Genomic DNA, 13,457 nt, shown 5'->3' on the forward strand with positions numbered 1-13,457 from the left:
ATTGCTGTAGCCTGAGCAAATGCAAGGCTAGCTGCATTGGTTTGCTTCAGGCAATAGCGCTCAATGCGTATCTTTGTTCTCTTTTTCTCTGCGCCTGCGCAAGGCTTCGTTGAGGTCTGGTGCCGCAGAAACAAGGATACGTGTGTAAGGATGTTTGGGATTGGAAAAGACTTCTCCGGTTGGACCTTCTTCAACAATCCGGCCAGCGTTCATCACAATCACCCGGTCAGTGATAGCCTGCACAACAGACAGATCGTGTGAAATGAACAGATAAGCCATACCTAGCCGATCACGCAAATCTGCAAAGAGATCCAGAATTTGTGCTCTGATGGAAACATCAAGCGCAGAAACGGGTTCATCCGCGACGATCAGGCTTGGATTGGTGACCAGCGCACGAGCAATCGCGATACGCTGCCGTTGTCCGCCAGAAAATTCGTGCGGATATTTGTTGGCATCTGCAGAGGAAAGCCCCACGCTTTCCAAAACCTCATGAACGCGTTTTTTACGTTGAGAACGAGACAGTTCGTTGCGCATGAGGTGCAAAGGCTCACCCACGGTACGTTCAACCGTATGCCGCGGATCAAAGCTTCCATAAGGATCCTGGAACACGGCCTGAATGCCCAGCTGCAAATCCTGACGGTCTTTTCGTGAAACCGAGTAGGGGTCTTTGCCAAGAAACTGAATATGGCCTGCGTTGGGAGGCGTCAGTCCCAAAATAGTGCGTGCAAGGGTGGATTTACCGCATCCACTTTCACCCACCAGTCCCATGCTCTGACGAGGGGCGACGTGGAAGGAGACATGCTGCACGGCTCGGTGCCACTGTCTGCGTGTGAAGATGCTGGCGCGAGGGAGAGGATATTCCCGCAGCACGTTGCTCACCTTCAAGAGTGGCTGTGTGACCTCGTCAACCGGCTCTTGCCGCGGAACAGGTACGTGGTTGGAGGCTTCAAACAGCTTCTTGGAATAGGGGTGAGAAAGGTTGTCGAACAGCTCACAAGTTGGGCCGCGCTCAACAATCACCCCGTCCTTCATAATCGCAACAGTGTCTGCCATGTCAGCAACAACTGCCAGATCGTGCGAAATGAGCAGCATGGCCATCTGTTCTTTGCGCACGATGTCTTTCAGCAATGTCAGGATTTGGGCCTGAACCGTCACATCAAGTGCGGTGGTCGGCTCATCCGCAATCAACACCTTGGGCTTACAGGCAATGGCAATGGCGATGACAACGCGCTGCCTCTGTCCGCCGGAAAGCTGGTGGGGGAAACGATCAATTAAACCATATTCAAGACCTAGGCCAACCCGTTCCAGAACATCGATGGTTTGGTCCATCGCTTCCTTGCGTGTAAGACCCTGATGCCAGCGAAGGCCTTCAGCAACTTGCTCGCCAATGGTGCGGGTTGGGTTGAGAGCGGTCAGAGGCTCTTGAAAGACCATAGAGATGTCTTTGCCACGTACATGGGTCATCTCTGTATCTGTAGCGCGCGTGAGGTTCTTGCCCTCAAACATCAGATCACCAATCTGATGAGCACCCTCTGGTAAAAGCTGCATGGCTGAGAGCGCACTCATGGATTTACCAGAGCCACTTTCGCCAACAAGACCGAGGATTTTACCCTGCTCAAGGTCAAAACTCACATTGCGCAGGATCGGCTTGCCAGAAATGGAAACGCAAAGGTCAGTGGCGGAAAAAACAGAGGTCACGCAACTCTCCTCCGCATCTTAGGATCCAGCAAATCCCTAAGCCCATCGCCAAGCAGGTTAAAGCCGAGAACGGAAAAGATAATCGCAAATCCCGGATAAAGCGCCAGCTGCGGTGCAAAGGCAACCATGGTCTGGGCCTCATACAACATGCGGCCCCAACTCGCCATCGGTGGTTGCGTCCCCAAACCAAGATAGGAGAGGCCTGCCTCTGAAAGGATCGCAAGAGAAAGTTGAATGGTCGCCTGTACAATCAGCAGGTTGGCAATGTTCGGAATAACGTGTTCCAAAGTGATCAAAAACGAGCTCTTGCCGGAAAGACGGGCGGCAAGCAAAAACTCGCGTCCTGAAAGAGACAAGGCACCACCGCGCGCAACGCGGGCAAAAACCGGAATATTGAAGATGCCAATCGCAATTACAGCGTTGATTGTTCCAGGCCCAAAGATGGACGTGATTAGCACAGCAGAGAGCAGAGAAGGAAATGCGAAAATCAGATCATTGGTGCGCATCACCAGTTCTTCCAGAAAGCCCTTTTGGGCCGCTGCCAGAAGTCCCAATGGTACGCCAATCAGCATGCCGATGCCAACAGCAATCAGCGCTACAATAATGGAGGTGCGGGCGCCAACCATCAGCATGGAGAAGATATCGCGACCATACTGATCCGTCCCAAACCAGAATTCAGAACTCATCGGCTTAAGGCGCTTGGAAACATCCAGAACATCGATGGCATAGGGTGTCCAGAAGAGGGAAGTAACCCCGGCAATGAGAATAACGAGAGCAAGCACTGCCCCGATCACGAAAGAACGACTGTGAAAGGCTTTCTTCCAGATGGAGATTTCGTCAAAACTGGCAAGCGGCGGATAACTTGGGAGTTCCTGATTCATGCACGTCGCCTCAGTCTCGGATCAATGGCTGCGTAGGCGATGTCGACAAGGAATGTCACAAAGATTGTAAGAGCAACGAGCAGCATGACGCTGCTCTTCACTACGATCAGATCGCGCTGAGTAATGCCTTGGAAAATCAGACGCCCTAGGCCTGGTAGGTAAAAGAGGTTCTCAATAATCACCGTACCTGCGATCAGGAAAGAGAACTGAAGACCTAGAATAGTCAGGACCGGAATAAGAGCGTTGCGTACGCCATGTCTCCAAAGCGTGGCTTTGTTGGAAAGCCCCTTGGCGCGCGCTGTGCGGATATAATCTTCATGCAAAACATCCAGCAAGGCTGAGCGCATCACGCGGGCCAGAATACTGGCTTGGGGAAGAGCCAGTGCGATAACGGGCAACAAGAGCGCCTGCAATGAGCCAAAGAAGCTCACATCCCAACCCGGGAAACCACCAGATGGCAAAACCCTCAGTACAATCGCAAACACGTAAACCAGCAAAATGGCAATCCAGAAGTTCGGGATAGCAATGCCGATCTGGGCAATGGACATAATACCCGTGTCGATGACCTTGCCGTGATAGCGGGCAGAGTAAACGCCGATTGGTATAGCGATGACTGTCGAGAGGATCAGTGCGCCAGTTGCAAGCGGAAGGCTGACCTGAATGCGTTCGCCGATCAGTTCAGAAACCGGAACTGAATATGTGTAGCTCACACCAAATTCACCCCGCAACATGCCCAGCAACCAGTTCACATAGCGGGTGGATAAAGGAGCGTTGAGGCCAAGTTCAGCGCGCAGAGCTGCGAGTGTGTCAGGCTGCGCATTCAGCCCAAGCATCACTTCAGCTGGATCACCTGGAATAACCTCAAGCACAACGAAGATGACGAGGCTTGCGGCCAGGAGAGTTGTCAGTAAGCCTATGAGACGAAGGAACGCAAACCAGAGCATCGGACAAATCCGCTAAACCAATCAAACTTGCGTTGCACAAGCAAATTGCACAATGAGAGAAAAGGGTTACCCCTAAAGTAACTGTCAGTTTGGCAACCGCTTAAACCATATAATTTGGAATAGCAATTGAGAAGGACTGCGATTGCGGTTGCAACCGCAGTCCTGTGCAAATATCTACGTGTATTTGCTAGGTGTTTTTAGTTATTCGCCCAATAGACCTGTGATAGATCGTTACCCGGTGTCGGGGAGTTCCGCCAAAGCCCCTTCACATTGGCATCCCACACAGCAGACTTCGCCAACTGGAACAGGTAGACGTTCACAGCATCCTCGGAGATGACTTGCTGTGCCTGCTTCAAAAGCTCATACCGCTTCTCTTCGTCAACAGTCACATTCAGCTCTTCAATCAGTTGTTTGAAGGCATCACTGTTGTAGTTGAAGTAGTACTTATCGCGCGCATAGATACCAATATCCATCGGCTCAACATGAGAAACGATCGTGAAATCGTAATTGGTTTCCTTGAAGACCTCGGAAAGCCACTGCGCCCATTCAACAGGTACGATCTTCAAATCAATGCCGATCTTCTTCAGATCAGAGGCAATCAGCTCACCACCACGACGGGCATAGGTTGGTGGTGGCAGTTTCAGCGTTGCGCTGAAGCCATCTGGATACCCAGCTTTGGCAAGAAGTTCTTTCGCTTTTGCCGGATCGTAAGGGTAAAGCCCCGTCAGATCATTATAAGCGGGATGGTGCGGAGCAAAGTGCGTTCCAATTGGCGTACCAAGTCCAAACATTGCCCCGTCAATCAGGGCTTGCTTATTGACCGCATGCGATATTGCCTGACGCACGAGCTTGTTCTTGAGCGGGCCGCGAGTGTTGTTCATCGCAAGGATGGTTTCACCCTCAGTCGTGCCAATAGCAACTTCAAAGCGTGGGTCCGCTTGAAATTGAATAATGGTCTCTGGAGCGGAAAATGTCGGGAACGCATCCAGATCGCCAGAGATCATTGCAGCAAAAGCGGCATTAGGATCAGAGATGAAACGGAAAGAGGCTTTATCCAGCTTCGGTTGTTCACCCCAATACTGGTCGAAACGGGAAATCCGAATTTCCTGCCCCTTCATCCAACGGTCAAACTTGAACGGTCCGGTGCCCACAGGCTGCGTCTTGTTCGTCTCAGCCGTTTTAGGAGATACAATTACCACATCGCCCCAAGCCAGATTGTAAGCAAGATTTCCGCTTGGCGTAGTGAGCTTGATGTCAACGGTTTGCGGATCTACGACAACCACATCAGAGATCGCTGCAAAGAGCGGCTTCTGTGCATTTACGCTGCCTTCAGCGCGAGCACGATCCAAGGAAAACTTTACGTCATCAGCAGAAAACGGCGTTCCATCATGAAAGAGGACACCCGTTTGCAAATAGAAGCGATAGGTCATGCCGTCTTCGCTCACATCCCACGATTTGGCGAGAGAGGGCAGAACACTTCCGTCTGGCCCAATACGTGTCAGGCCTTGAAAAACGTTTTGATAGACCACTTCATCGATAGCAGCTGCAGCCCCTGCAGTTGCATCAAGATGCGGTGGTTCGAGTACCATTCCCAAAGACAGGGAAGATTTGGCTTCAGCAGAACCGTGCGCACCTGTTAGTGCAGCAAGGACGAGGGCCGCGCCTCCGGCAAGGCAAAGCAGCCGGCTTTTTAATGACTTTGCATGCATTCCATTCCGTCCCTTATACTTTAAGAGTGCACGTGATCAGACAGTGTTCTTGTTATCGGTCTTGCATCAGGCTCCGTCAAAAGAGAGTACGCGGCCAGCGCCATCACTTTGGCGCTGTCAACGAGATCCTCAATTCCAACAAATTCGTCCGGCCTATGCGCCATCTCAAGTTTGCCTGGACCATACGCAATACAATCGTGCAAGTGGCCCAATCGTGTTATGTGCTTCTGATCATAAGTCCCCGGAGAGACAACATATGATGCATCCTTTTGAAGCACGTCTTTAATTCCGCCTGCAACAGCGCGAGCGACTGGGGAGTCTTTCTCTGCCATCACGGGGAGAACTTCAAGGAGATCCTTCAGTTCATATTCGAAATTTCTACGTGTTTTACGCAGATTTTCTAATATTTCAACTATCTCTTGTTTCACATCCTCCAGCGGCTCCTCAATCAGGAATCGACGATCCAGTATGATGCGGCAACTATCTGCAACGCAAGGGGAGGGAAGACCATCGTGTCCTTCATCTTGCCCGCCATGTAAGGAATTGATATTTAACGTGGATGATCGGGCGCCTCTAGGAATAACCGGCATTTGTGTTTGTTTTTTGCTTAGCGCAGGGTAAAGCTCGTTTTCCAGCACATTCAGGAAAGCACTCATGTGACGAATTGCACTGTCACCCAAAAACGGCATTGAGCCGTGAGCAATCGAACCACGCGTCTCAATTTCACTCCACCACACCCCTCGGTGCCCAAGACAAACCTGATCCTTGTGCAAAGGTTCGGGGATGATCACATGGTCGACACGCGGTTTGGAAAAGTAGCCATGTCTGGCAAGATAAGCCACACCGCCAAGGCCGCCGGATTCCTCATCAACAGTTCCAGATATCTCGATGGCACCACAAAACTCTGGGAAACATTCAATCAGACTCTCTGCCGCGATTATGGAAGAAGCCAAACCACCTTTCATATCACAGGCACCGCGCCCAAAGACCTTTCCGTCTTTTACCACGCCAGCAAAGGGATCGACCGTCCAGCCATACCCCACCTCGACAACATCAATATGGGAGTTGAAGTGGACACAAGGACCGGGACCGCGACCTTCATAGCGACAAATGACATTGATGCGCGGGTAGCGGTCAGAGTCTCCGGGGGTGCTTTCTCCTCTGACATACTCGACAGAAAAGCCCTTACGCTTCAAACGTTCGCCAATGAACTCTGCACAGGGACGATAAGCTTCTCCGGGAGGGTTGATTGTCGGAAAAGCTATCAGGTCACGAGTGAGCGCAACAAGCTCATCCACTTTCCGCTCAACGGATTGGCTTAATTCCTCCCGCATCTTCCCCCCAGAACAAATGCTTAAATGAATTAAGTGATATCGTGACCGTTCCCAAATCGACTTAATACCCCTGAAAAATAATGGAGTATCTCGGAGCACGCAGACTGGTAAAAAGCCTTAATTATTTTCGAGAGAATGTGTGGAACACTGAAACTCCACGTGTTTTGAGGGTTTTGGGCTACAGCATCTAAGTTTACGAATAGTCTATTCGTTTGTTTGAAAGTGATCCTGAAAATATGACTGGCAATAGCATAAGCAAAATCACACCTGTGATTCTGTCGGGTGGGTTTGGATCTCGCCTCTGGCCTCTGTCGCGTAGAGAAAGGCCAAAACAATTCTTGCCAATCTTTTCAGGTCAAAGTCTCTTTCAAAAGACATGTGAGCGTGTCAGCTCCCAGCAGTTCCGTGCACCGCTGGTTATCTCAAATCAGGATCATCGCTTCCTGATCGGTGAGCAAATGGCCGAACTTGGGATAGAGCCACAAGCTATAGTATTAGAGCCATGCGGACGAAACACGGCTGCTCCCGCTGCTCTTGCTGCACTCATGGCGCTTGAAACAGATAAAAACGCAATTGTCCTCCTGTTACCATCGGACCATCTGGTCGCTGATGACAAGGAGTTCTTGTGTGCTGTCGATGCCGCTCATGCAGCTGCTGAAGCTGGTCAGATCGTCACATTTGGTATTGAGCCAAGCGAACCCAACACCGGATACGGTTATATCAAACTCTGCGAGGGGGCAGCATCTGTCCGCAAAGTTGATGCCTTTGTCGAGAAACCGGATCTGGCAACGGCTGAAGAGTTCCTCAAAGACGGCAACTACCTTTGGAATGCTGGCATCTTCATGTACTCCGCAGCTGCCATGCGCGACGCTTTCTTAAAACATGCGCCTGACATCTGGGAGCAAGTTGCTAGGGCCTCCAAAAACGCACGACGCGATCTGGACTTCCTGCGGCTTGAAGAAGAAGCCTTCGCTCAGGTGCGCAATATCTCCTTCGACTATGCGATTATGGAGAATGAAGAGAACGTCGCCTGCGTTCCAACCGACCCGGGTTGGAGTGATCTTGGATCTTGGCCTGCTATTTGGGAGTCTATGGCGAAGAATGATGAGGGAAACTCCGCTTTGGGCGAAGCGATCTTCGAACAGTCCAAAAATTGCCTCGTTTATTCTGAAGATGCCCTCGTCAGTGTTGTAGGGCTTGAAGACGTTGTGGTCGTCAACACCAAGGATGCGCTTCTGGTTGCCGCAAAAGATAAGGCACAGGACGTGAAGAAGGTGGTGGAGCAACTGGATAAGGCCAATAGGCCGGAAACCGTACAGCACCGCCGCGTGTATCGTCCATGGGGCTGGAGCGAGCGCATCTCTGAAGGCGAGCGCTTCCGCGTCCAGTCCATGATGATTGAGCCCGGCAAGGGCCTGACCTTGCAGCGCCACATCCACCGTGCAGAGCACTGGGTTGTTGTAAGTGGCACGCTGGAAGTGACCATTGATGGAAAAGATGAGCTGATTTCAGAAAATCAGTCCGTGTTTGTCCCGCTTGGCGCAAGGCACAAACTACAAAACCCGGGAAAAATCCCGGTTCGCATGATCGAAGTCCAGTCCGGCGCATACATCGCCGAGGATGATATCCTGCGAGTATAACGTGAATTTGAAAACCGTTGGGTGAGAAACGTCTCACAACCAAACGGAGTTTGATAAAAGCGTCACGTCTCTGCATTACCAGTGACCTGAAGCTTGTCTAGGAGAAATTATGTCAGTTAAGCCGGATTCACAGCTAACGCCAAACACCTTGGCCTATGAAACGACACCTTTGGTCAAGCCGACCGGTTTTCGCGAGTACGATGCACGCTGGCTCTTTGAAAAAGAGATCAACCTGAAGGGCATTCAGGCGCTGGGCGAGGGACTTGGAACCCTCATTCATGAACTTGGCGTACGTCCTGAGATCGTCACCGGTCACGACTTCCGCGGCTACTCCGCATCCATCAAGATGGCACTGGTTACTGGCCTGATGTCTGCGGGTATCAAAGTGCACGACATTGGCCTCGCTATGTCTCCAATGGCTTATTACGCTCAGTTCGATCTGGATGTGCCATGCGTTGCTATGGTCACTGCTTCCCACAACGACAACGGCTGGACTGGTGTGAAGATGGGTGCAAACCGCCCGTTGACCTTCGGACCAGAAGAAATGGGCCGCCTTAAAGAGATCGTTTTGGAAGGCGCCAGTGACCTGCGTGGTGGCGGAGCTTACGAATACCATCCTGATTTGACTGACCGTTACATCGCTGATCTCACAGAGCGTGAGAAGTTCAAGCGCCCAATCAAAGCTGTTGTTGCATGTGGCAACGGAACCGCAGGTGCGTTTGCACCGCGTATTCTCGAAGCGCTGGGCGTTGATGTCATTCCGCTGGACTGCGAGTTGGATCACACCTTCCCGAACTACAATCCAAACCCGGAAGACATGAAGATGCTTCATGCCATCCGTGACAAAGTGTTGGAAACCGGTGCTGAAGTTGGTCTGGGTTTTGATGGGGATGGTGACCGCTGTGGTGTGGTCGACAACGAAGGTGAAGAGATCTTCGCTGACAAAGTCGGCGTCATGCTGGCTCGCGATATCTCCGCCCTTCATCCGGAAAGCCAGTTTGTGGTTGATGTAAAATCAACTGGTCTGTACCACACCGATCCGGTCCTCAAGGCCAATGGTGCAAAGACCGATTACTTCAAAACAGGCCATTCCTACATCAAGCGCCGCGTAACTGAGCTTGGTGCTGTTGCTGGTTTTGAAAAGTCCGGCCACTACTTCTTCAACCCGCCAATTGGTCGTGGCTATGATGACGGTGTTGTCTCAGCGATTGCCATTCTGGATATGATGGACCGCAATCCGGATAAGAGCATGGCTGACCTGCGCCGCGATCTGCCGAAGACCTGGGGCTCCCCAACCATGGCCGCCAAATGCGCGGACGAGATCAAGTACGATGTAGTTGATCGTGTGGTTGCGCGCTTCAAATCCATGCATGCTGACGGCGCGAAGGTATCTGGTCAGGATATAGCTGATCTGATCACCGTGAACGGTGTCCGTGTTGTGTGTGAAGATGGAACATGGGGCCTTGTCCGTGCATCCTCCAACAAACCAGAGCTGGTTGTTGTTGTTGAAAGCCCGGTCTCAGAAGTGCGCCTGCACGAGATGTTCAAAGCAATGGATGCAGTTCTTCGCGAGAACCCAGAGGTTGGTGACTACAACCAGACACTGGCAGAACTCGCTTAAGATACCACCTAAAAAACAGACTAAAAAACGCCGGTCCAAAAAGGCCGGCGTTTTTTTGTTTTAGGCGCTTTGCTTACCTTGGGCAGGTTAGTAGCCAGCGAAGTAGAGCAGGTCCACGATGTATTTGCGCATTGCAGGGCCATGTGGTGCGGGTAGGCCAACAAGAGCATCGTAAAGGCGGACCTCACTATCACACAGCTTTGTATCGGTTGGATCAGCAGCGAAAATGCGGCTTAGGGAATCCATTGGATACACCTTCATCAGAGCATCAAATGCCGGGTTCGCAGGCAGATACAAATCTGCATCAGTCGGCTTATCCGCAGGCTTGCCAATCACACGCACTTTCTTCTGCGCAGGCTCAGCGGTGTAATGGATCACGAGCCCGTCGTCCTTGGCTTTAACCTGAGCATCCGCGAGCAACTGGAATAGCGCGAGCCCTTCCTGCGTGCTTTCACTCTCTACCACGGTATAGCTGTCCAGAAACGCACCAGTGGAACCGGAAAAAACCTGAGCACAAACCAGCTCACCTTTGCTTTTCTTCAGTTTTAAGGTGAGAGCACGTTTGGCCTTGAGGACCGTGATGATCTTATCGTCATCAGCATATTTTAGCAGTGGGCGATAAACCTGAAGTGCGCGGTAAAGCAAGTCATGCAGACGCTTAGCCAGCACGCGCTCATCTGCCCCTGATTGAATCTCTTTCTCAATCTGGCTCTGCAGGTCCTTGTAAAGATTCGGAAATTCAATCTTGATCACAGGCAGGGAAGGGATATCCGGTGCAAGAGTGTCCAGGAGAGCCTGCTGACCTTTGCCATCAGCTGCATGGCTTTCCTGTGTGAGGGATCCGCCAAAATCAAAGTAAAGCAGGGTCGCGACAATCGCGACAACAATCATAGGAACGCCAACGAACTCCGCAAGCTTACCAATCATCTCATTTTGCCTTCAAGTTACAGTAGGGAAGTGATCCGCACTGTATATTATAAATTATCAAAAATGACAATTTATAATTTTAAAGGCTTAATTCGGTTTCCAAATCAAAGCGTTACAGATGATTTCTAAAGAGATCTTTCTCCTGCTTTACCAAGTCACCAATGAAATCAGAAACCGCTTTAATACGGCGCAGATGTCGTGCGCTTTCATGGGTGACAAGGTAATAGCTGCGCGAAATACGACGTTTGGGAAGCACTGGAACGAAATCATCATTGCCATCTGCAATGAACCCGTGAAGGATTCCGATCCCGCTGCCTGCCCGCACAGCTTCGGTCTGGCCGAGTGCGCTGGCACATTCCAGGCGAGACTGCCAGTCCTTGGAAAATTCTGCGGAGTAGTTGAGCGAAGAGGCAAAGATTAGGTCGTCCACATAGCCAATCAGGCGATGCTCTTTCAGCTCTTCTTCGTTCTCCGGCAGCCCGTAGCGTTCAGCATAAGCGCGAGAGGCATAAAGACCCAATGAGTAGTCAGTCAACTTGCGGCTCACCAGACGTCCATGTTCAGGCTGACCAACCGTAACTGCCAGATCAGCTTCGCGCTTGGAAAGAGAGAAAGCCCGGTGCAGCGGCACCAGCTGAAGCGTGAGATCAGGATAACGCTCATTCAGTGCACCCAGACGCGGCGCCAGAAAAGCCACCCCGAAGCCATCGGGTGCACCAATGCGCACAGCACCGGAAAGCTCCACATCCGTCCCACCGATCTCGGCGCGGGCGGAAAGCATCTCCGTTTCCATCGATTCAGCAAACTCAAAGAACCGCTCACCTTCGCTGGTCAGCGCACACCCCGTGGTGCGCCGATCAATGAGCTTGGCCTGCAGAGCAGTTTCAAGCGCGGAAAGGCGGCGGGCAACCGTTGCATGGTTGAGGCCAAGCCGCTGTGCAGCGCCCAAAATCTGTCCGGAGCGCGCCACAGCAAGAAACACTCTTGCATCATCCCAGTTCATGATTTTTGATAGCTCCCAGTCCACATGCTGCACGGATCGTACTTTAATTTTTGCACAACGGTTTCGGATATTATCTCATTGATATGCGAAAAATATAGTTCATGCTAGGGGCATAAAGAAATTCGCTCGCAGACCTGTAAAACGCATGTGTTTGCGGGCCGCAAGAATAGACCTGGAGAGGGAGGACCTCATGGAAGAGATCGGTCATTTTATCAATGGTAAGCGCGTTGCTGGCAAGTCCGGCCGCACTGCAGACGTTTTCAACCCTGCAACCGGTGAAGTAACTGCAAAGGTTGCTTTGGCAACTGCAGCAGAAATGCAGGAAGCTGTCGCCGTCGCTGAAAAAGCGCAGCCAGCATGGGCTGCAACCAACCCACAGCGCCGCGCTCGCGTAATGATGAAGTTCGTGACTTTGCTTCACCGCGACATGGACAAGCTGGCATCCAAGCTGTCTGCTGAGCACGGTAAAACACACCCGGACGCTAAAGGCGACGTGATCCGTGGTCTGGAAGTTGCAGAATTCTGCATCGGCGCACCACACATGATGAAGGGTGAGTTCACCGAGGGCGCAGGTCCTGGCATCGACATGTACTCCATGCGTCAGCCACTGGGCGTTGTTGCTGGCATCACGCCATTCAACTTCCCGGCAATGATTCCGATGTGGAAGTTCTGTGTTGCGATCGCAGCTGGTAACTCCTTCATCCTCAAGCCATCCGAGCGCAACCCGTCAGTGCCAATGATGCTGGCTGAGCTGATGCAGGAAGCTGGCCTGCCAGACGGCGTTTTGAACGTTGTGAACGGTGACAAAGAATCCGTAGACGCAATCCTTGATGATCCAATCATTCAGGCTGTTGGCTTCGTTGGTTCCACCGCGATTGCTGAGTACGTTTACACCCGTGGTACAGCTTCCGGTAAGCGCGTTCAGTGCTTCGGCGGCGCGAAAAACCACATGCTCATCATGCCGGATGCTGATCTGGATCAGGCTGCTGACGCTCTGGTTGGCGCAGGCTTCGGTGCTGCTGGCGAACGCTGCATGGCGATCTCCGTTGCTGTTCCTGTTGGTCAGGAAACTGCAGACCGCCTCATCGAGAAACTCATCCCACGCGTTGAAGCTCTCAAAGTTGGCCCTTACACTGCAGGCGACGACGTTGACTTCGGTCCAGTCATCACCCCACAGGCACGTGAGCGTATCCTCGGTCTGGTGAACTCCGGTGTTGAGCAGGGTGCAAAGCTTGTTGTTGACGGACGTGACTTCAAACTGCAGGGCTATGAAAACGGTAACTTCGTTGGTCCTTGCCTGTTCGACAACGCAACCAAAGACATGGACATCTACAAAGAAGAAATCTTTGGTCCGGTTCTGACTGTTGTACGCGCAGAAACCTATGAAGAAGCTCTGAGCCTGCCAATGGATCATGAGTACGGCAACGGCACTGCAATCTACACCCGTGATGGTGACACTGCACGTGACTTTGCAAGCCGCATTAACATCGGCATGGTCGGCATCAACGTTCCAATCCCTGTGCCGCTCGCATACCACACCTTTGGTGGCTGGAAGCGTTCTGGCTTTGGCGATCTGAACCAGCACGGCCCAGATGGCTTCAAGTTCTACACCCGCACCAAGACAGTGACATCCCGCTGGCCTTCAGGTGTGAAGGAAGGTGCAGAATTCTCTATCCCAACAATGGGCTAAACCTTCGGAT

At 51.8% G+C, this 13,457-nt stretch carries 10 protein-coding genes; 3 read left to right on the forward strand and 7 right to left on the reverse strand.

Going from position 1 to position 13,457, the window contains the following annotated elements:
- Positions 1-60: 60 nt before the first annotated feature.
- The 5 genes from PsW74_RS20830 to PsW74_RS20850 form a co-directional block, all read right to left on the reverse strand.
- Complete coding sequence (locus PsW74_RS20830; RefSeq protein ID WP_057465929.1) at positions 61-1,698, reverse strand: dipeptide ABC transporter ATP-binding protein; 1,638 nt, start codon at positions 1,696-1,698, stop codon at positions 61-63.
- Entirely contained in the window at positions 1,695-2,579 is an 885-nt protein-coding gene (locus tag PsW74_RS20835; RefSeq protein ID WP_063288211.1) for an ABC transporter permease, read from the reverse strand. The genes PsW74_RS20830 and PsW74_RS20835 overlap by 4 nt, the downstream gene beginning before the upstream one ends.
- On the reverse strand, positions 2,576-3,523 hold the full coding sequence (locus PsW74_RS20840) for an ABC transporter permease (RefSeq protein WP_063288212.1): 948 nt from the start codon (positions 3,521-3,523) through the stop codon (positions 2,576-2,578). Before PsW74_RS20840 ends, PsW74_RS20835 begins: the two co-directional genes overlap by 4 nt.
- Before the next feature lie 197 nt (positions 3,524-3,720).
- Positions 3,721-5,232 (reverse strand): ABC transporter substrate-binding protein, encoded by a 1,512-nt coding sequence (locus PsW74_RS20845; protein ID WP_063288213.1) that lies wholly within the window; start codon positions 5,230-5,232, stop codon positions 3,721-3,723.
- Positions 5,233-5,252: 20 nt separating this feature from the next.
- Positions 5,253-6,566, reverse strand: a complete 1,314-nt coding sequence (locus PsW74_RS20850) for an acetylornithine deacetylase/succinyl-diaminopimelate desuccinylase family protein (protein WP_063288214.1) — start codon at positions 6,564-6,566, stop codon at positions 5,253-5,255.
- Positions 6,567-6,802: 236 nt separating this feature from the next.
- Here PsW74_RS20850 and PsW74_RS20855 point away from each other — a divergent pair, with 236 nt between their 5' ends.
- Both PsW74_RS20855 and PsW74_RS20860 read left to right on the forward strand, forming a co-directional pair.
- Complete coding sequence (locus tag PsW74_RS20855; protein WP_063288215.1) at positions 6,803-8,206, forward strand: mannose-1-phosphate guanylyltransferase/mannose-6-phosphate isomerase; 1,404 nt, start codon at positions 6,803-6,805, stop codon at positions 8,204-8,206.
- A gap of 109 nt (positions 8,207-8,315) precedes the next feature.
- Complete coding sequence (locus PsW74_RS20860; RefSeq protein WP_063288216.1) at positions 8,316-9,827, forward strand: phosphomannomutase/phosphoglucomutase; 1,512 nt, start codon at positions 8,316-8,318, stop codon at positions 9,825-9,827.
- 87 nt (positions 9,828-9,914) lie between these two features.
- On the opposite strand, the gene PsW74_RS20865 is transcribed toward PsW74_RS20860, so the two are convergent.
- Both PsW74_RS20865 and PsW74_RS20870 read right to left on the reverse strand, forming a co-directional pair.
- Positions 9,915-10,754, reverse strand: coding sequence for a hypothetical protein (locus PsW74_RS20865; RefSeq protein ID WP_063288217.1), 840 nt, complete (start codon positions 10,752-10,754; stop codon positions 9,915-9,917).
- 112 nt (positions 10,755-10,866) lie between these two features.
- Positions 10,867-11,757, reverse strand: coding sequence for a LysR family transcriptional regulator (locus PsW74_RS20870; protein WP_063288218.1), 891 nt, complete (start codon positions 11,755-11,757; stop codon positions 10,867-10,869).
- Positions 11,758-11,947: 190 nt separating this feature from the next.
- Here PsW74_RS20870 and PsW74_RS20875 point away from each other — a divergent pair, with 190 nt between their 5' ends.
- Positions 11,948-13,447, forward strand: coding sequence for a CoA-acylating methylmalonate-semialdehyde dehydrogenase (locus PsW74_RS20875; RefSeq protein ID WP_057465938.1), 1,500 nt, complete (start codon positions 11,948-11,950; stop codon positions 13,445-13,447).
- The last annotated feature ends 10 nt before the right edge of the window (positions 13,448-13,457 follow it).

The sequence above is a fragment of the Pseudovibrio sp. W74 genome (assembly GCF_001623085.1).
Classification (GTDB): domain Bacteria; phylum Pseudomonadota; class Alphaproteobacteria; order Rhizobiales; family Stappiaceae; genus Pseudovibrio.

Bases quoted from the DNA above. Each gene is read 5' to 3' on its own strand.
- PsW74_RS20835 (WP_063288211.1), bottom strand. From the start codon at position 2,579: ATGAATCAGGAACTCCCAAGTTATCCGCCGCTTGCCAGTTTTGACGAA.
- PsW74_RS20840 (WP_063288212.1), bottom strand. From the start codon at position 3,523: ATGCTCTGGTTTGCGTTCCTTCGTCTCATAGGCTTACTGACAACTCTC.
- PsW74_RS20845 (WP_063288213.1), bottom strand. From the start codon at position 5,232: ATGCATGCAAAGTCATTAAAAAGCCGGCTGCTTTGCCTTGCCGGAGGC.
- PsW74_RS20850 (WP_063288214.1), bottom strand. From the start codon at position 6,566: ATGCGGGAGGAATTAAGCCAATCCGTTGAGCGGAAAGTGGATGAGCTT.
- PsW74_RS20855 (WP_063288215.1), top strand. From the start codon at position 6,803: ATGACTGGCAATAGCATAAGCAAAATCACACCTGTGATTCTGTCGGGT.
- PsW74_RS20860 (WP_063288216.1), top strand. From the start codon at position 8,316: ATGTCAGTTAAGCCGGATTCACAGCTAACGCCAAACACCTTGGCCTAT.
- PsW74_RS20865 (WP_063288217.1), bottom strand. From the start codon at position 10,754: ATGATTGGTAAGCTTGCGGAGTTCGTTGGCGTTCCTATGATTGTTGTC.
- PsW74_RS20870 (WP_063288218.1), bottom strand. From the start codon at position 11,757: ATGAACTGGGATGATGCAAGAGTGTTTCTTGCTGTGGCGCGCTCCGGA.
- PsW74_RS20875 (WP_057465938.1), top strand. From the start codon at position 11,948: ATGGAAGAGATCGGTCATTTTATCAATGGTAAGCGCGTTGCTGGCAAG.